The 17,059-nt window shown below is 40.9% G+C and carries 18 protein-coding genes; 14 read left to right on the top strand and 4 right to left on the bottom strand.

Annotated features, from left to right (window positions below; all coding sequences use genetic code 11):
- Positions 1-10: 10 nt before the first annotated feature.
- Together HT698_RS03640 and HT698_RS03635 are read right to left on the bottom strand one after the other, a co-directional pair.
- Positions 11-985 (bottom strand): sensor histidine kinase, encoded by a 975-nt coding sequence (locus HT698_RS03640; RefSeq protein ID WP_173218537.1) that lies wholly within the window; start codon positions 983-985, stop codon positions 11-13.
- Positions 978-1,655 carry a response regulator transcription factor gene (locus tag HT698_RS03635; RefSeq protein ID WP_173218535.1) on the bottom strand — a complete coding sequence of 226 codons (678 nt, stop codon included), beginning with the start codon at positions 1,653-1,655 and terminating at the stop codon, positions 978-980. The genes HT698_RS03640 and HT698_RS03635 overlap by 8 nt, the downstream gene beginning before the upstream one ends.
- A gap of 154 nt (positions 1,656-1,809) precedes the next feature.
- Between HT698_RS03635 and HT698_RS03630 the strand changes: the two genes are divergently transcribed.
- On the top strand, positions 1,810-2,883 hold the full coding sequence (locus HT698_RS03630) for a DUF2974 domain-containing protein (RefSeq protein WP_001273811.1): 1,074 nt from the start codon (positions 1,810-1,812) through the stop codon (positions 2,881-2,883).
- Between the two features lie 170 nt (positions 2,884-3,053).
- On the opposite strand, the gene HT698_RS03625 is transcribed toward HT698_RS03630, so the two are convergent.
- Positions 3,054-3,491: an Rrf2 family transcriptional regulator gene (locus tag HT698_RS03625; RefSeq protein ID WP_001166796.1), complete on the bottom strand. Its 438-nt coding sequence runs from the start codon at positions 3,489-3,491 to the stop codon at positions 3,054-3,056.
- A 75-nt stretch (positions 3,492-3,566) separates the two neighbouring features.
- Positions 3,567-4,409 (bottom strand): metallophosphoesterase family protein, encoded by an 843-nt coding sequence (locus tag HT698_RS03620; RefSeq protein WP_164226489.1) that lies wholly within the window; start codon positions 4,407-4,409, stop codon positions 3,567-3,569.
- A 111-nt stretch (positions 4,410-4,520) separates the two neighbouring features.
- Between HT698_RS03620 and HT698_RS03615 the strand changes: the two genes are divergently transcribed.
- From HT698_RS03615 to HT698_RS03555, 13 genes are all read left to right on the top strand, one after another.
- Positions 4,521-5,171, top strand: a complete 651-nt coding sequence (locus HT698_RS03615; RefSeq protein WP_054384446.1) for a metal-dependent transcriptional regulator — start codon at positions 4,521-4,523, stop codon at positions 5,169-5,171.
- Positions 5,172-5,573: 402 nt separating this feature from the next.
- Positions 5,574-5,888, top strand: a complete 315-nt coding sequence (locus tag HT698_RS03610) for a YdcP family protein (RefSeq protein ID WP_000420682.1) — start codon at positions 5,574-5,576, stop codon at positions 5,886-5,888.
- A gap of 15 nt (positions 5,889-5,903) precedes the next feature.
- Positions 5,904-6,290 (top strand): YdcP family protein, encoded by a 387-nt coding sequence (locus tag HT698_RS03605; RefSeq protein WP_000985015.1) that lies wholly within the window; start codon positions 5,904-5,906, stop codon positions 6,288-6,290.
- A gap of 28 nt (positions 6,291-6,318) precedes the next feature.
- Positions 6,319-7,704: an FtsK/SpoIIIE domain-containing protein gene (locus tag HT698_RS03600; RefSeq protein WP_000813488.1), complete on the top strand. Its 1,386-nt coding sequence runs from the start codon at positions 6,319-6,321 to the stop codon at positions 7,702-7,704.
- A 2-nt stretch (positions 7,705-7,706) separates the two neighbouring features.
- Positions 7,707-7,859, top strand: a complete 153-nt coding sequence (locus tag HT698_RS03595; RefSeq protein ID WP_000879507.1) for a hypothetical protein — start codon at positions 7,707-7,709, stop codon at positions 7,857-7,859.
- Positions 7,860-7,881: 22 nt separating this feature from the next.
- The gene (gene mobT, locus HT698_RS03590) at positions 7,882-9,087 is read left to right on the top strand and encodes a MobT family relaxase (RefSeq protein ID WP_000398284.1); all 1,206 of its coding nucleotides are present in this window, start codon (positions 7,882-7,884) and stop codon (positions 9,085-9,087) included.
- Positions 9,088-9,129: 42 nt separating this feature from the next.
- Positions 9,130-9,351, top strand: coding sequence for a hypothetical protein (locus tag HT698_RS03585; protein WP_001009056.1), 222 nt, complete (start codon positions 9,130-9,132; stop codon positions 9,349-9,351).
- Between the two features lie 116 nt (positions 9,352-9,467).
- Complete coding sequence (locus HT698_RS03580; RefSeq protein ID WP_000342539.1) at positions 9,468-9,965, top strand: antirestriction protein ArdA; 498 nt, start codon at positions 9,468-9,470, stop codon at positions 9,963-9,965.
- Positions 9,966-10,053: 88 nt separating this feature from the next.
- Positions 10,054-10,446, top strand: coding sequence for a conjugal transfer protein (locus HT698_RS03575; protein ID WP_000723888.1), 393 nt, complete (start codon positions 10,054-10,056; stop codon positions 10,444-10,446).
- Positions 10,430-12,877: an ATP-binding protein gene (locus tag HT698_RS03570; protein WP_000331160.1), complete on the top strand. Its 2,448-nt coding sequence runs from the start codon at positions 10,430-10,432 to the stop codon at positions 12,875-12,877. Before HT698_RS03575 ends, HT698_RS03570 begins: the two co-directional genes overlap by 17 nt.
- Positions 12,878-12,879: 2 nt before the next feature.
- Positions 12,880-15,057 (top strand): hypothetical protein, encoded by a 2,178-nt coding sequence (locus tag HT698_RS03565; protein ID WP_050199214.1) that lies wholly within the window; start codon positions 12,880-12,882, stop codon positions 15,055-15,057.
- On the top strand, positions 15,054-16,055 hold the full coding sequence (locus HT698_RS03560) for a bifunctional lysozyme/C40 family peptidase (RefSeq protein WP_000769868.1): 1,002 nt from the start codon (positions 15,054-15,056) through the stop codon (positions 16,053-16,055). Before HT698_RS03565 ends, HT698_RS03560 begins: the two co-directional genes overlap by 4 nt.
- Positions 16,052-16,987, top strand: a complete 936-nt coding sequence (locus HT698_RS03555) for a conjugal transfer protein (RefSeq protein WP_001224320.1) — start codon at positions 16,052-16,054, stop codon at positions 16,985-16,987. Before HT698_RS03560 ends, HT698_RS03555 begins: the two co-directional genes overlap by 4 nt.
- The last annotated feature ends 72 nt before the right edge of the window (positions 16,988-17,059 follow it).

Below are 17,059 nucleotides of genomic sequence, written 5' to 3'. Positions count from 1 at the left end.
TCGTCTCTTCTCACTCAAGGACTAGGTTCACTTGAGCAAACCGAATCCGCACTGTCGTTCCTTTTCCGACCTCAGACTCGATGCGAATCTGGTGCCCCAGTTCTTCAGAAATTTTCTTAGATAGGTAAAGTCCAAGTCCAGATGACTGCTGGGTTAGGCGTCCATTATACCCTGAAAAGCCACGTTCAAAGACTCGGAGGACATCACTGTTTTTTATCCCGATTCCTGTATCCTTGATACAAAGCTCTTGCCCGTACATATAAATCTCCAGACCACCTTCCTTAGTGTACTTGAGACTGTTTGAAATGATTTGCTCAATGACCACTAGTAGCCACTTTTTATCCGTTACGATTTCTTTATCAAGGTCATGTAGATTGACATTTAGGCCTTTTTGAATAAAGAAAAGAGCATATTTACGAATTATTTCCTTAACCAGATCCTCAATTTGAACCTGCTTTAAGACCAAATCATCATGGAAACTTTCTAAACGCAGGTACTGTAAAACTAGATTGGTATAGGAATCAATCTTGAAAATTTCCTGTTCTAATTGCTGCTTCAGTTGGCGGTCGGCTACTTCTGCAACTAAGAGTTGACTAGCTGCAATGGGGGTCTTAATCTGATGGACCCACAAGGTATAGTAATCCAGCAAATCCGTCAGTTTTCTTTCTGAATCTGATCTCTGCTGATAAAGTTCCATCTCACGCGCTTCTAATTTTTCAGCCAAGGCTCTTTCCAAAGGAGACTTGGCTTCCCTCTCACCATAGAGAAGTTCCTGACGATAGACCTGCATCTCCGCCAATATGTCCCAAGTGAAAAATAAGATGGTTACAAAGCAACACAAGAGGAAAAAGTAGAGAAAGTAAGTTCCTAAACTTGCGAATAAAAACTGAAAGAGCAAAACCAGAAACGTCAAAGAAAGCAGATAGACAAACAGGCGACTACGGGAGCGCAGATAGGCTAGAAAAAATTGTTTCCAATCAAGCATTCTTCAGTCCGTACCCTATTCCTTTCTTGGTCTCGATAAATCCTACCAAGCCCTGCTCTTCCAATTTTTTACGCAAACGAGCCACATTGACAGAGAGAGTATTATCATCAATGAAAAAGTCACTGTTCCAAAGCTCCCGCATGAGGTCATCACGCGCTACAATATTGCCCGCATGCTCAAACAAAACGCGTAAAATCTGGAATTCGTTCTTGGTCAAATTCAAGACTTGGCCTTGATAATGCACATCCATGGATTTGGTATTGAGGATAACACCAGCATATTCCAGTAAACTCTCGTCACGCCCAAACTCATAGGAACGACGCAACAAGCCCTGAACCTTGGCTAAAAGAACCTGCTGATCAAAAGGCTTGGTCACAAAGTCATCCGCCCCCATATTGATTGCCATGACGATATCCATAGCCTGGTCTCTCGAAGACAGAAACATGATGGGTACCTTGGAAATCTTGCGAATCTCCTGACACCAGTGATAGCCATTAAACAAAGGCAGTCCAATATCCATTAGGACCAGATGAGGTTCCGACTGAACAAATAGACTCAAAACTTCCATAAAGTCTTCTACCAGGACCACTTCAAATCCCCATTCAGAGAGCATTTTCCCGACCTGTTGACGAATGACCTGATCATCTTCTACTAATAAAATCTTGTGCATGCGCTCCTCCTTTTCTATTATTATAACAGATTTTTCCATGCTCGAAGGTCTGAAACTGAATTTGAAAGAGCTTGTTTTTAACCAGCAGATATAGGCAAGCCGACTAGCTAATTTGAGGGAAATTTGATAAGATAAAGAAAAGAAAGGAGCTCTTATGGCCAATATTTTTGACTATCTGAAAGATGTCGCATACGATTCCTTTTACGACCTTCCTTTGAATGAGTTAGACATTCTAGCCTTAACAGAAATCACCTACCTCTCCTTTGATAATCTGGTCTCCACAGCTCCTCAGCGACTTTTAGAACTGGCACCTCAGGTTCCAAGAGAACCTAACATGTTGACCAGCAAAAATCGCCTCCAGCTATTAGATGAACTAGCTCAACACAAACGCTTCAAAAATTGCAAACTCTCCCATTTTATCAACGACATCGACCCTGAGCTGCAAAAGCAATTTGCTGCTATGACATACCGCCTCACTCTCGATACCTATCTGATTGTTTTTCGAGGTACAGATGATAGTATTATTGGTTGGAAGGAAGATTTCCACCTGACCTATATGAAGGAAATTCCTGCTCAAAAGCACGCCATTCGCTATTTAAAGAACTTTTTTGCCCAACATCCTAAGCAAAAGGTCATTCTGGCTGGGCATTCCAAGGGAGGAAATCTAGCCATCTATGCTGCTAGTCAAATTGAGCAAAGCTTGCAAAATCAAATCACAGCAGTTTATACCTTTGATGCGCCTGGTCTCCACAAAGAATTGACACAAACCGAGGGCTATCAAAGGATAATGGATAGAACCAAGGTCTTTATTCCACAAGGTTCCATTATCGGTATGATGTTGGAAATCCCTGCCCACCAAATCATCGTTCACAGTACTGCCTTGGGTGGTATTGCCCAGCACGATACCTTTAGTTGGCAAATTGAGGACAAACACTTCGTTCAACTAGATAAGACTAATAGTGATAGTCAACAAGTCGACACAACCTTCAAGGAGTGGGTGGCCACAGTCCCTGATGAAGAACTCCAGCTCTACTTCGACCTCTTCTTTGGCACCATTCTAGATGCTGGGATTAGATCCATCAATGACCTGTCTTCCTTCAAGGCTATCGAACACATTCGTCATCTCTTCGTCCAAGCTCAATCCCTCACTCCAAAAAAAAGAGAAACCATGGGACGCCTCACCCAGTTATTGATTGATACCCGTTACCAAGCCTGGAAAAATAGATAAAAAGCTTATGAAAAGGTAATACTCTTCGAAAATCTCTTCAAACCACGTCAGCTTTATCTGCAACCTCAAAGCTGTGCTTTGAGCAACCTGCGGCTAGCTTCCTAGTTTGCTTTTTGATTTTCATTGAGTATAAAAACCTTTTCATAAGCTTTTTTGTTTTAAAGAAAAAATCACTCCTTCATCTGACTCTCTGCATCAGCCACGACTTGCTCTAAACTGGTCTGACCAAGTTCAGCCTCCATAGCCAGCTGAATTCTCTCCAATTTTTGATCCAAAACATCATGAATATGAGCTCCAACTGGGCAATTTGGATTTGGATTGTCATGGAAACTAAAGAGTTGACCGGTCTTACCAAGACACTCAACCGCTTGATAAACATCTAAAAGACTAATGTCCTTGAGATCCTTGACAATCTCTGTTCCGCCCGTTCCACGCGCTACTGAAATCAGCTCTGCCTTCTTCAACTGGGACAAGGTTTTTCTGATAATGACAGGATTGACCCCGACACTAGCAGCCAGAAAATCACTGGTCACCTTGCTTTCCTTCCCCTTGAGGGCAATAATAATCAGCATATGAGTCGCAATGGTAAATCTACTTGGAATTTGCATCCTCTTCTCCTTTTTATGAGGCTAGCCTGCCTCTACTCTTCTTTTTCTATTATTATACCCTTTTCAGTTGTAATGTCAATCGTTACCACTTTTCAACCAAGCATCTAATTCCCTATCATAACCCTCTTTCTGGGCCAATTCTCTCAAAAATTCCTGATGATGAGTATGGTGGATCCCATTGACCAGACTTTCATAATAAACCTCAAAATAGGGAAGTTTGAGGTCTTTAGCCAACTGCAATTCAGCTGCCACATCGTAGTCTACCCGTCGGAAGTCCATATCTACCAAGCCCTTGTCATCAAACTCCAAAATCATATACTGGGCCCGCAAGTCCTTCCGTAGCTGAGCGTCTAAAAAGAAAGGTTGCCCAATCGAACCAGGATTGACAATCAATTGTCCACCAGTCCCGTAACGAAGCAACTGCTGGTGAATATGACCATAAACAGCAATATCGCAAGGCGGATTGGTCACCAAGCGATCAAAATCCTCTTGCGCTCCAGTATGAATCAACTCTCGTCCCCAATTCTTATCAGGAAGATGGTGGCTAATTCCTACCGTCAAATCCCCAAACTGACGATGGATCTGGAGTGGTTGATTATGGAGCAGTTCAATTTCTTCTAGGGAAATCTCCTCTAGAACATACTGGCACTGGCGCAAGAGATAGCGTTGGCTGGGACGAGTACTATCCAATTCCTTACGGATACCATGCCACAGACTATCTTCCCAATTTCCCAAAACTCTAGCTGTAATCGGTAGTTGAGCCAACAAGTCCAAAATCCTTCTACGCCCTGTCCCTGGCATGAGAATATCTCCCAAAAGCCAGTATTCATCCACTCCTCGCTGCCGAGCATCTGCCAAAACAGCCTCCAAGGCGGTGGTATTTCCATGAATATCTGAAAGAAGAGCTATTTTCGTCATATCCATCTCCTCGTTTTTTCTCTTGCAATAAGTATAACATAAAAAGTCACAGCTAGAGAAATCTAGCTTTTTTTGATATACTAGATAAAGATATTAGACAAGAGGAAGCGAATGACCCCGAATAAAGAAGACTATCTAAAATGTATTTATGAAATTAGCATAGATTTGCATAAGATTACCAACAAGGAAATTGCTGCCCGCATGCAAGTCTCTCCCCCTGCCGTAACTGAAATGATTAAACGGATGAAGAGCGAAAATCTCATCCTCAAGGACAAGGAATGTGGCTATCTACTGACTGACCTCGGCCTCAAATTGGTCTCTGAGCTCTATCGTAAACACCGCTTGATTGAAGTTTTTCTGGTTCATCATTTAAACTATACGAGTGACCAGATTCACGAGGAAGCTGAGGTATTGGAACATACTGTCTCTGACCTCTTCGTGGAAAGACTGGATAAATTGCTTGGATTTCCCAAGACCTGCCCTCACGGAGGAACCATTCCTGCCAAGGGAGAACTCCTAGTTGAAATCAATAACCTCCCACTAGCTGACATCAAGGAAGCTGGCTCCTACCGCCTGACTCGGGTGCATGATAGTTTTGACATTCTCCATTATCTGGACAAGCACTCACTTCACATCGGTGATCAGCTCCAAGTCAAGCAGTTTGATGGCTTCAGCAACACCTTCACTATCCTTAGTAAAGACGAGGACTTACAAGTAAGTATGGACATTGCAAAACAACTCTATGTCGAGAAAATCAACTAATTTCTCCAATCCCCTACCAACCCTGAAAGTTTGATTTTCAGGGTTTTCTTATCTATTTTTTATATCAAAAATAGCATAAAAATCTAGTTATCCGCATAAAAACTGGACTTATCACACTTTATCAAGGTCAAAACCACTCAATTTACTACTAATTTACTACTTATGAATGAGCTTTGATACGACGATTTATCCTTGAAAAGTGAAGATATAAAGATACTTCCAATAAAATTTGAATATTTAATAGGTAGACACTTCAAAAAATGAGGTGTCTATTTTTTTACCCGATTTTGAAAGGAAGTGAACTTATGAAAACAAAAAATCAAGAATCAAAAGGTCGTTCCCCACTCTTTAAGACCATCAAACATTCATTCAGCCAATAAAAAAGAAAGGATAGGTAAAAATATGGAACTTAAATTTGTGATTCCCAACATGGAAAAAACATTCGGCAATTTAGAATTTGCTGGCGAGGATAAAGTCGTTCAGCGAAGAATCAACGGACGGCTAACTGTCTTATCAAGAAGCTATAATCTCTATTCTGATGTTCAAAGAGCAGATGATATTGTGGTGGTGCTTCCTGCTGAAGCTGGCGAAAAACATTTCGGCTTTGAGGAACGTGTGAAGTTAGTCAATCCACGTATTACCGCAGAGGGCTACAAAATCGGCACTCGTGGTTTTACAAATTACCTTTTACATGCTGACGACATGATAAAAGAATAAAGAAAGAGAGGAAAAATGATGAGATTAGCAAATGGCATTGTATTAGATAAAGACACGACTTTTGGAGAATTGAAATTCTCTGCTCTACGTCGTGAAGTGAGAATCCAAAATGAAGACGGGTCGGTTTCAGATGAAATCAAGGAACGTACCTATGACTTAAAATCCAAAGGACAAGGACGCATGATTCAAGTAAGTATTCCTGCCAGCGTGCCTTTGAAAGAGTTTGATTATAACGCACGGGTGGAACTTATCAATCCCATTGCGGACACCGTTGCTACTGCCACCTATCAAGGAGCAGATGTTGACTGGTATATCAAGGCAGACGATATTGTGCTGACAAAGGATTCTAGTTCATTCAAAGCTCAACCACAAGCAAAGAAAGAACCGACACAAGACAAATAGTCGCTAGGTAGAAAGGAGACTTTTTCGCATGAAACAGCGTGGTAAAAGGATTCGCCCATCTGGTAAAGATTTAGTCTTTCATTTTACGATAGCGTCACTCCTGCCTGTTTTCCTGCTGGTTGTCGGACTGTTTCATGTGAAGACAATCCAGCAGATCAACTGGCAGGATTTTAACCTATCACAAGCAGATAAGATTGACATTCCCTATTTAATTATCAGTTTCAGTGTCGCAATTCTTATCTGCTTGCTGGTAGCGTTTGTATTCAAACGGGTTCGCTATGATACGGTTAAACAACTTTACCACCGTCAAAAACTGGCAAAGATGATACTTGAAAACAAGTGGTATGAATCTGAACAGGTCAAAACAGAGGGTTTCTTTAAAGATAGTGCTGGTCGTACAAAGGAAAAGATAACCTACTTCCCTAAAATGTATTATCGACTTAAAAATGGCTTGATACAGATACGGGTGGAAATCACGCTGGGAAAATATCAAGACCAACTCTTACACTTGGAAAAGAAATTAGAGAGTGGCTTGTACTGTGAGCTGACGGATAAAGAGTTAAAGGATTCCTATGTGGAATATACTTTGCTCTATGACACCATAGCCAGTCGTATTTCTATTGATGAAGTAGAAGCTAAAGATGGTAAACTTCGCTTAATGAAAAACGTATGGTGGGAATATGATAAGCTCCCTCATATGTTGATTGCTGGTGGTACAGGTGGCGGTAAAACTTACTTTATACTGACACTGATTGAAGCCTTGCTTCATACAGATTCAAAACTGTATATTCTTGACCCGAAAAATGCTGACCTTGCGGACTTAGGTTCTGTGATGGCAAATGTCTACTATAGAAAAGAAGACTTGCTTTCTTGCATTGAAACATTCTATGAAGAAATGATGAAACGTAGTGAGGAAATGAAGCAGATGAAGAACTATAAGACTGGCAAAAATTATGCTTACTTAGGTCTCCCGGCACACTTCTTAATCTTTGATGAATACGTCGCTTTCATGGAAATGCTGGGAACAAAAGAAAACACCGCAGTTATGAATAAGCTGAAACAGATTGTCATGTTAGGTCGTCAAGCTGGCTTCTTTCTAATACTGGCTTGTCAACGTCCAGACGCAAAATATTTAGGCGACGGAATCCGTGATCAGTTTAATTTCAGAGTGGCTTTAGGTCGTATGTCTGAAATGGGCTATGGCATGATGTTTGGCAGTGACGTACAAAAGGATTTCTTCTTAAAGCGAATCAAAGGTCGTGGCTATGTTGATGTAGGAACAAGTGTCATATCAGAGTTTTATACTCCCCTTGTACCAAAAGGATATGATTTCTTGGAGGAAATTAAAAAGTTATCCAACAGCAGACAGTCCACGCAGGCGACGTGCGAAGCGGAAGTCGCAGGTGTGGACTGATCTTGCTGGCTGGTGTGGCAATAGCCACGCCAGCACTTAACCCCCCGTATCTAACAGGGGGGTACAAATCGACAGGAAACAGTCAAAAAAACATTAGAAAATCCTTTGGTTACAAGGGATTTACAAAATTTCAGCGTATGTCAAATGGGCTTTAAAAGTTGACATACGCCTTTTTGATTGGAGGGATTTTTACTGAATGAACAAACTTGGTTACAGCATTTAAAAGAAAAACGCTTGGCTTATGGACTATCTCAAAACCGTTTAGCTGTTGCGACTGGTATTACAAGGCAGTATCTAAGCGATATTGAAACAGGAAAAGTCAAGCCATCAGAGGATTTACAGCAGTCCCTTTGGGAAGCTCTGGAACGCTTCAATCCCGACGCTCCCCTTGAAATGCTGTTTGATTATGTAAGGATTCGCTTTCCGACAACAGACGTACAGCAGGTGGTCGAAAACATCTTACAACTGAAACTGTCCTATTTTCTTCATGAGGACTATGGTTTCTATTCTTATTCAGAGCATTATGCTTTAGGCGACATATTCGTCCTTTGCTCCCATGAACTGGACAAAGGAGTTCTGGTGGAATTGAAAGGTCGTGGGTGCAGACAATTTGAAAGCTATCTTCTGGCACAACAAAGAAGCTGGTATGAGTTCTTTATGGACGTTTTGGTGGCTGGCGGTGTGATGAAACGCCTTGACCTTGCCATTAACGATAAGACAGGGATTTTGAATATCCCTGTACTCACTGAAAAGTGCCAACAGGAAGAATGTATCTCCGTCTTCCGCAGTTTTAAAAGCTATCGCAGTGGCGAACTGGTACGCAAAGAGGAAAAGGAATGTATGGGAAACACCCTCTATATCGGTTCATTACAAAGTGAAGTTTATTTCTGTATCTATGAAAAGGACTACGAGCAGTACAAGAAAAATGATATTCCCATTGAAGACGCAGAAGTAAAAAACCGTTTTGAGATTCGATTGAAAAATGAGCGTGCCTATTATGCAGTCCGTGATTTACTCGTCTATGACAATCCAGAGCATACCGCCTTTAAAATTATCAATCGGTATATCCGTTTTGTAGATAAAGACGATTCCAAACCTCGTTCTGATTGGAAACTGAATGAAGAATGGGCTTGGTTTATTGGGAACAATCGTGAACGATTAAAACTAACCACAAAACCAGAGCCTTACTCCTTCCAAAGGACGCTGAACTGGCTATCTCATCAAGTTGCCCCGACCTTAAAGGTTGCGATTAAACTTGATGAAATCAACCAGACGCAGGTTGTAAAAGACATTCTCGACCATGCGAAACTGACAGACCGACACAAGCAGATTTTGAAGCAACAGTCAGTAAAAGAACAGGACGTGATAACAACAAAAAAATAACTCAAATACAAATTCATTGAATATAGAGAGGAGAACATTTTTATGAATTTTGGACAAAACCTTTATAACTGGTTTCTATCAAACGCTCAATCACTGGTGCTTTTAGCAATCGTTGTGATTGGCTTGTATCTTGGCTTCAAGCGTGAGTTTAGCAAACTGATTGGCTTTTTAATTATTGCGATTATTGCGGTTGGCTTAGTCTTCAACGCTGCTGGAGTAAAAGACATTTTACTAGAGCTATTCAATCGCATTATTGGTGCTTAAATAAAACCGTTCTTTTGTGGAATATAAGTGGTTTTCTTATGTTCCGCAAAGGAATGGTACACCAAACGAAGTGCGGTAGGGATTTTTGAATCTCTACAAAGAAAGGACGTGAATATATGGACGATATGCAAGTCTATATTGCGAATTTAGGCAAATACAATGAGGGCGAATTGGTCGGTGCGTGGTTTACCTTTCCCATTGACTTTGAGGAAGTCAAAGAGAAAATCGGCTTGAATGATGAATATGAGGAATACGCCATTCATGACTACGAGTTACCCTTTACGGTTGACGAATACACTTCCATTGGCGAACTCAATCGACTATGGGAAATGGTATCGGAATTACCCGAAGAATTACAATCGGAGCTATCTGCTCTGCTCACTCATTTTTCAAGCATTGAAGAACTAAGCGAACATCAAGAGGATATTATCATTCATTCCGATTGTGATGATATGTATGACGTGGCACGCTACTACATTGAAGAAACGGGTGCTTTAGGCGAAGTACCAGCTAGTCTTCAAAACTATATTGATTATCAAGCCTATGGTCGGGATTTAGACCTTTCAGGAACGTTTATCTCAACCAATCATGGGATTTTTGAAATCGTCTATTAAATCTGTCGGTACATTACTACTGGCAGATTTTCTATTTTACGGGGTGGCTCAATCAGCTACCCCTATTTTTTATGAAAGGATTGATTACATGAAGAAAATACGAAGCTATACCAGTATCTGGTCTGTGGAAAAGGTACTGTATTCTATCAATGATTTTAGACTTCCGTTTCCCATAACCTTTACGCAAATGACATGGTTTGTCGTGTCACTCTTTGCAGTGATGATACTTGGCAACTTGCCCCCTCTTTCCATGATAGAGGGAGCATTTCTCAAATACTTTGGGATTCCTGTGGCTTTCACATGGTTTATGTCTACAAAAACTTTTGATGGTAAAAAGCCTTATGGATTTTTGAAGTCTGTCATTGCTTATGCACTGCGACCAAAGCTGACCTATGCAGGAAAAAAAGTAACGCTTGGCAGAAACCAGCCACAAGAAGCCATTACAGCAGTTAGGAGTGAATTTTATGGCATATCCAATTAAATACATTGAAAACAATCTCGTCTGGAATAAAGACGGGGAATGTTATGCTTACTATGAGCTTGTTCCTTACAATTACTCATTTCTAAGTCCAGAACAGAAAATACAAGTGCATGATTCTTTCAGACAGCTTATCGCACAAAATCGTGATGGCAAAATTCATGCTTTACAAATCAGTACAGAATCCAGCATACGTTCTGCACAAGAGCGTTCCAAAAATGAAGTCACTGGCAAGCTCAAAGCGGTTGCCTATGACAAAATCGACCAACAGACAGACGCTTTAATATCCATGATTGGCGAAAATCAAGTGAACTACCGTTTCTTTATCGGCTTTAAGTTGCTTCTCAACGATCAGGAGTTTTCTATGAAAAGTCTTACCGTTGAAGCAAAAAATGCTTTGTCTGATTTTGTCTATGATGTGAACCATAAGCTGATGGGCGATTTTGTTAGTATGAGTAATGATGAAATCCTGCGTTTTCAGAAGATGGAAAAGCTCTTAGAAAATAAAATCTCTCGTCGTTTCAAAATCCGCAGGTTAGATAAGGACGACTTCGGCTATCTGATTGAACACCTTTACGGACAGACAGGCACTGCCTATGAAGAGTATGAGTACCATCTATCAAAGAAAAAGCTGGATAATGAAACGCTGATTAAATACTATGACTTGATTAAGCCTACTCGCTGTTTGGTGGAAGAAAAACAGCGATATTTGAAAATCCAGCAGGAAGATGAAACCGTCTATGTAGCTTACTTTACCATTAACAGCATTGTCGGAGAACTGGACTTCCCGTCCTCTGAAATCTTCTACTACCAGCAACAGCAATTTACATTCCCGATTGATACGTCAATGAATGTGGAAATTGTAGCGAATCGTAAAGCCCTATCTACTGTCCGCAATAAAAAGAAAGAACTGAAAGACTTGGATAACCACGCTTGGCAAAGTGATAATGAAACCAGCTCCAATGTGGCGGAAGCTCTGGAAAGTGTGAATGAGCTGGAAACCAATTTAGACCAAAGCAAGGAATCTATGTACAAGCTGTCTTATGTGGTAAGGGTATCAGCAAATGATCTTGACGAACTCAAACGTCGTTGTAATGAAGTGAAAGATTTTTATGACGATTTAAGCGTAAAACTGGTACGACCATTTGGGGATATGCTCGGCTTACATGAAGAATTTTTACCTGCCAGCAAGCGTTATATGAATGATTATATTCAATACGTGACCTCTGATTTCCTCGCTGGTTTAGGTTTTGGTGCTACTCAAATGCTGGGGGAAAATGAGGGGATTTATGTTGGCTACAGCTTAGATACTGGACGCAATGTCTATCTGAAACCTGCTCTTGCCAGTCAAGGGGTTAAGGGTTCAGTAACCAATGCGTTAGCGTCGGCTTTTGTTGGTTCGCTGGGTGGTGGTAAATCCTTTGCGAATAACCTTATCGTCTATTATGCGGTGCTTTATGGGGCACAAGCAGTGATTGTAGACCCAAAAGCAGAACGTGGCAGATGGAAAGAAACCTTGCCAGAGATTTCCCATGAAATCAATATCGTCACTCTGACTTCTGATGAGAAAAACAAAGGCTTACTTGACCCTTATGTGATTATGAAAAATCCCAAAGATTCTGAATCACTGGCTATTGATATTCTGACATTCCTTACGGGGATTTCCTCTCGTGATGGGGAACGCTTCCCAATCCTTAGAAAAGCCATTCGTGCAGTAACCAATAGTGAAGTACGAGGGTTGATGAAAGTGATTGAGGAATTACGGGTTGAGAATACGCCACTAAGTACCAGTATAGCCGACCATATCGAAAGTTTTACAGACTATGACTTTGCACATTTATTATTCAGTAATGGTTATGTGGAGCAGTCTATCAGCTTAGAAAAACAACTGAACATTATACAGGTTGCGGACTTGGTACTTCCCGACAAGGAAACTTCCTTTGAGGAATATACCACTATGGAGCTTTTATCCGTTGCTATGCTGATTGTCATTAGTACCTTTGCTTTAGACTTTATCCATACAGACCGAAGCATTTTCAAGATTGTAGATTTAGACGAAGCATGGAGCTTTTTACAGGTAGCACAAGGAAAAACACTATCTATGAAGCTGGTTCGGGCTGGTCGTGCTATGAACGCTGGGGTATATTTCGTGACCCAAAATACAGACGACCTCTTAGATGAAAAACTGAAAAATAACCTCGGCTTAAAATTTGCATTTCGTTCCACTGACCTTAACGAGATTAAAAAGACCTTAGCCTTTTTTGGTGTAGACCCAGAGGACGAAAACAATCAGAAGCGATTGCGTGATTTGGAAAACGGGCAATGCCTTATCAGTGATTTATATGGTCGTGTCGGTGTGATACAGTTCCACCCTGTATTTGAAGAACTGCTCCATGCCTTTGATACCAGACCACCTGTGCGAAAAGAGGTGTAAATGTGAAACCATCAATAGTAAACAGAATAAAATCAAACTGGACGCTGAAACGTCTAGGTAAAGTGGCAATGACAGTGGCTTTCACACTTGTGATTGCCATTTTTCTTTTAGCCATGCTGGGAACGGTGGTTCAAGCTGCGGGCTTGGTAGATGATACGGTCAATGTGGCAAATGAATACAGCCGATACCCACTTGAAAACTATCAACTGGATTTTTATGTGGATAATAGCTGGGGCTGGCTTCCGTGGAACTGGTCGGACGGGATTGGAAAACAGGTCATGTATGGACTATATGCCATTACCAATTTTATTTGGACAATCAGTTTGTATGTTTCCAATGCGACAGGTTACTTAGTACAGGAAGCCTATTCCTTAGACTTCATTTCCGCTACAGCAGATTCCATTGGTAAGAATATGCAGACCTTAGCTGGTGTGAGTGCAAACGGATTTTCAACAGAGGGTTTCTATGTTGGATTCCTCTTACTCTTGATTTTGGTTCTTGGGGTTTATGTTGCCTATACGGGACTGATAAAGAGAGAAACCACAAAGGCAATTCATGCCATTATGAATTTTGTGCTGGTGTTTATCCTATCGGCTTCCTTTATTGCCTACGCTCCCGACTACATTAAAAAAATCAATGACTTTTCATCAGACATCAGTAATGCCAGTTTATCACTTGGCACGAAGATTGTCATGCCCCATTCCGATAGTCAAGGCAAGGACAGCGTGGACTTAATCAGAGATAGCCTGTTTTCCATACAGGTTCAGCAACCGTGGCTACTGCTTCAATACAACAGTTCAGACATTGAAAGTATCGGTATTGACCGTGTGGAAAGCCTGCTCTCCACCAGCCCAGATTCCAACAATGGCGAAGACAGAGAAAAAATTGTTGCGGAAGAAATTGAAGACAGAAGCAATACCAATCTAACCATTACAAAGACCATTAACCGTTTAGGTACAGTCTTCTTCCTATTTGTCTTCAATATTGGGATTTCCATATTTGTATTCCTATTAACAGGAATCATGATTTTCTCGCAGGTACTTTTTATCATCTATGCTATGTTTCTGCCTGTGAGCTTTATTTTAAGCATGATTCCATCATTTGATGGTATGTCAAAACGAGCCATAACAAAGCTCTTTAATACCATTTTGACACGAGCTGGAATCACATTGATTATTACGACAGCATTTAGTATTTCAACCATGCTCTATACCTTATCGGCTGGTTATCCGTTCTTTTTGATTGCTTTTCTACAGATTGTGACCTTTGCAGGAATCTACTTCAAGCTGGGCGATTTAATGAGTATGTTTTCTCTACAGAGTAACGATTCTCAAAGTGTGGGAAGTCGTGTGATGAGAAAACCTCGTATGCTTATGCACGCTCACATGCACCGTCTACAGCGGAAACTTGGACGTTCCATGACTACTCTAGGGGCTGGGTCTGCCATTGTTACAGGTAAAAAAGGACAGTCGGGTTCGGGGAGTTCTGCAAGGACACAAGCAGATCACTCCCGACCAGACGGAAAGGAAAAATCAACACTTGGAAAACGTATCGGTCAAACCATCGGTACAGTAGCTGATACCAAAGACAGAATGGTAGACACTGCTAGTGGTTTGAAAGAACAGGTTAAAGATTTGCCGACCAATGCAAGATATGCAGTATATCAAGGAAAATCCAAAGTAAAAGAGAATGTCCGTGATTTAACCAGTAGTATTTCTCAAACCAAAGCGGACAGAGCCAGTGGACGCAAGGAACAGCAGGAACAAAGGCGAAAAACCATTGCGAAGCGTCGCTCTGAAATGGAACAGGTCAAACAGAAAAAACAGCCTGCTTCTTCTGTTCATGAAAGACCGACTACAAGACAAGAACAATATCATGATGAACAGACCTCAAAACAGTCTAATATTCAGACTTCATATAAGGAATCTCAACAAGCCAAACAAGAGCGTCCAGCAGTTAAGTCCGATTTTTCAAGTCCAAAAGTGGAACGCCAAGGCAATACCGTTCAAGAAAAAATCGTTCAAAAGCCAGCAACTTCAACCACTACAGCAGATAGAACTTCACAACGTCCAATCACAAAAGAACGTCCGTCTACTGTTCAAAGAGTACCACTACAAAATACAAGAAGTAGACCACCAATCAAAACCGCCACCATTAAGAAAGTCGGTAAGAAACCATGAAGTTGAAAACTTTAGTGATTGGTGGTTCTGGATTATTCTTGATGGTCTTCTCACTGCTTCTGTTTGTTGCCATTTTATTTTCAGATGAACAGGACAGCGGAATTTCCAATATTCATTATGGAGGTGTGAATGTTTCCGCAGAAGTGCTGGCTCATAAGCCTATGGTAGAAAAATATGCCAAAGAATATGGCGTTGAAGAATATGTCAACATACTTCTTGCGATTATACAGGTGGAATCGGGCGGTACTGCGGAAGATGTTATGCAGTCCTCGGAATCCCTCGGTCTTCCACCTAATTCATTGAGTACAGAAGAATCCATTAAGCAAGGTGTGAAGTATTTCAGTGAATTATTAGCCAGTAGCGAAAGGCTCAGTGTAGATTTAGAATCGGTTATCCAGTCCTACAATTATGGTGGTGGTTTCTTAGGGTATGTGGCTAATCGTGGAAATAAATATACCTTTGAACTGGCTCAAAGTTTCTCAAAAGAGTATTCAGGTGGCGAAAAAGTGTCTTACCCCAATCCCATAGCCATACCTATCAATGGGGGCTGGCGATACAACTATGGCAATATGTTTTATGTGCAACTGGTAACGCAGTATCTTGTCACAACAGAGTTTGATGATGATACGGTACAAGCCATCATGGACGAAGCACTGAAATATGAGGGCTGGCGATACGTTTACGGTGGAGCTTCCCCGACTACTTCTTTTGATTGTAGCGGACTGACACAATGGACGTATGGAAAAGCTGGAATTAACTTACCACGAACCGCACAACAGCAATATGATGTGACCCAGCATATCCCACTATCGGAAGCACAAGCTGGCGATTTGGTTTTCTTTCATTCTACCTATAACGCTGGCTCTTATATTACTCATGTTGGGATATACCTTGGCAATAACCGTATGTTTCATGCAGGCGACCCAATCGGTTATGCCGACTTAACAAGCCCCTACTGGCAACAGCATTTAGTGGGAGCAGGACGAATCAAACAATGAGAAAGGAAGATTTAATGATGAAATTTAGAAAAAATCAGAATAAAGAAAAACAGATACCAAAGGAAAAGAAACCTCGTGTCTACTATAAGGTCAATCCTCATAAAAAGGTTGTGATTGCCTTGTGGGTACTTTTAGGGCTTAGTTTCAGCTTTGCGATATTCAAGCACTTTACAGCTATAGATACTCATACTATTCACGAAACAACTATCATAGAAAAGGAATACGTTGATACTCATCATGTAGAAAATTTTGTAGAGAACTTTGCGAAAGTCTACTATTCATGGGAGCAATCCGATAAGTCCATTGATAATCGAATGGAAAGTCTAAAAGGCTATCTGACAGATGAACTTCAAGCTCTCAATGTTGATACAGTACGCAAAGATATTCCTGTATCGTCTTCTGTAAGAGGATTTCAGATATGGACGGTAGAGCCAACTGGCGACAATGAGTTTAATGTAACCTACAGTGTAGACCAGCTCATTACAGAGGGAGAAAATACAAAGACCGTCCACTCTGCTTATATAGTGAGTGTCTATGTAGATGGTTCTGGAAATATGGTACTGGTTAAGAATCCGACCATTACCAACATACCTAAGAAATCAAGTTATAAACCAAAAGCCATTGAAAGTGAGGGGACGGTTGATTCCATTACAACCAATGAAATCAATGAGTTTTTAACGACGTTCTTCAAGCTCTATCCTACAGCGACAGCCAGTGAACTTTCCTACTATGTGAATGACGGGATATTAAAACCAATCGGAAAAGAGTACATCTTTCAAGAACTGGTAAATCCTATTCACAATCGTAAGGATAATCAAGTCACGGTATCGCTGACAGTGGAGTATATCGACCAGCAGACCAAAGCAACGCAGGTATCTCAATTTGATTTGGTACTTGAAAAGAACGGGAGTAATTGGAAGATTATAGAATAACAAATATTGGTACATTATTACAGCTATTTTGTAATCACGTACTCTCTTTGATAAAAAATTGGAGATTCCTTG

This window comes from Streptococcus sp. 3109, from assembly GCF_013276905.1.
In the GTDB taxonomy this organism is placed as follows: domain Bacteria; phylum Bacillota; class Bacilli; order Lactobacillales; family Streptococcaceae; genus Streptococcus.
Note: the sequence above shows the minus strand (reverse complement) of the source record. Positions and strands in the feature narration are given on the sequence as shown.

What these genes read in the sequence shown, in the direction of transcription:
- HT698_RS03575 (WP_000723888.1), top strand. Translation starts at nt 10,054, where the DNA reads ATGAAGAAAATACGAAGCTATACCAGTATCTGGTCTGTGGAAAAGGTA.
- HT698_RS03580 (WP_000342539.1), top strand. Translation starts at nt 9,468, where the DNA reads ATGGACGATATGCAAGTCTATATTGCGAATTTAGGCAAATACAATGAG.
- HT698_RS03610 (WP_000420682.1), top strand. Translation starts at nt 5,574, where the DNA reads ATGGAACTTAAATTTGTGATTCCCAACATGGAAAAAACATTCGGCAAT.
- HT698_RS03560 (WP_000769868.1), top strand. Translation starts at nt 15,054, where the DNA reads ATGAAGTTGAAAACTTTAGTGATTGGTGGTTCTGGATTATTCTTGATG.
- HT698_RS03620 (WP_164226489.1), bottom strand. Translation starts at nt 4,409, where the DNA reads ATGACGAAAATAGCTCTTCTTTCAGATATTCATGGAAATACCACCGCC.
- HT698_RS03605 (WP_000985015.1), top strand. Translation starts at nt 5,904, where the DNA reads ATGATGAGATTAGCAAATGGCATTGTATTAGATAAAGACACGACTTTT.
- HT698_RS03635 (WP_173218535.1), bottom strand. Translation starts at nt 1,655, where the DNA reads ATGCACAAGATTTTATTAGTAGAAGATGATCAGGTCATTCGTCAACAG.
- HT698_RS03585 (WP_001009056.1), top strand. Translation starts at nt 9,130, where the DNA reads ATGAATTTTGGACAAAACCTTTATAACTGGTTTCTATCAAACGCTCAA.
- HT698_RS03640 (WP_173218537.1), bottom strand. Translation starts at nt 985, where the DNA reads ATGCTTGATTGGAAACAATTTTTTCTAGCCTATCTGCGCTCCCGTAGT.
- HT698_RS03555 (WP_001224320.1), top strand. Translation starts at nt 16,052, where the DNA reads ATGAGAAAGGAAGATTTAATGATGAAATTTAGAAAAAATCAGAATAAA.
- HT698_RS03615 (WP_054384446.1), top strand. Translation starts at nt 4,521, where the DNA reads ATGACCCCGAATAAAGAAGACTATCTAAAATGTATTTATGAAATTAGC.
- HT698_RS03630 (WP_001273811.1), top strand. Translation starts at nt 1,810, where the DNA reads ATGGCCAATATTTTTGACTATCTGAAAGATGTCGCATACGATTCCTTT.
- HT698_RS03570 (WP_000331160.1), top strand. Translation starts at nt 10,430, where the DNA reads ATGGCATATCCAATTAAATACATTGAAAACAATCTCGTCTGGAATAAA.
- HT698_RS03625 (WP_001166796.1), bottom strand. Translation starts at nt 3,491, where the DNA reads ATGCAAATTCCAAGTAGATTTACCATTGCGACTCATATGCTGATTATT.
- HT698_RS03600 (WP_000813488.1), top strand. Translation starts at nt 6,319, where the DNA reads ATGAAACAGCGTGGTAAAAGGATTCGCCCATCTGGTAAAGATTTAGTC.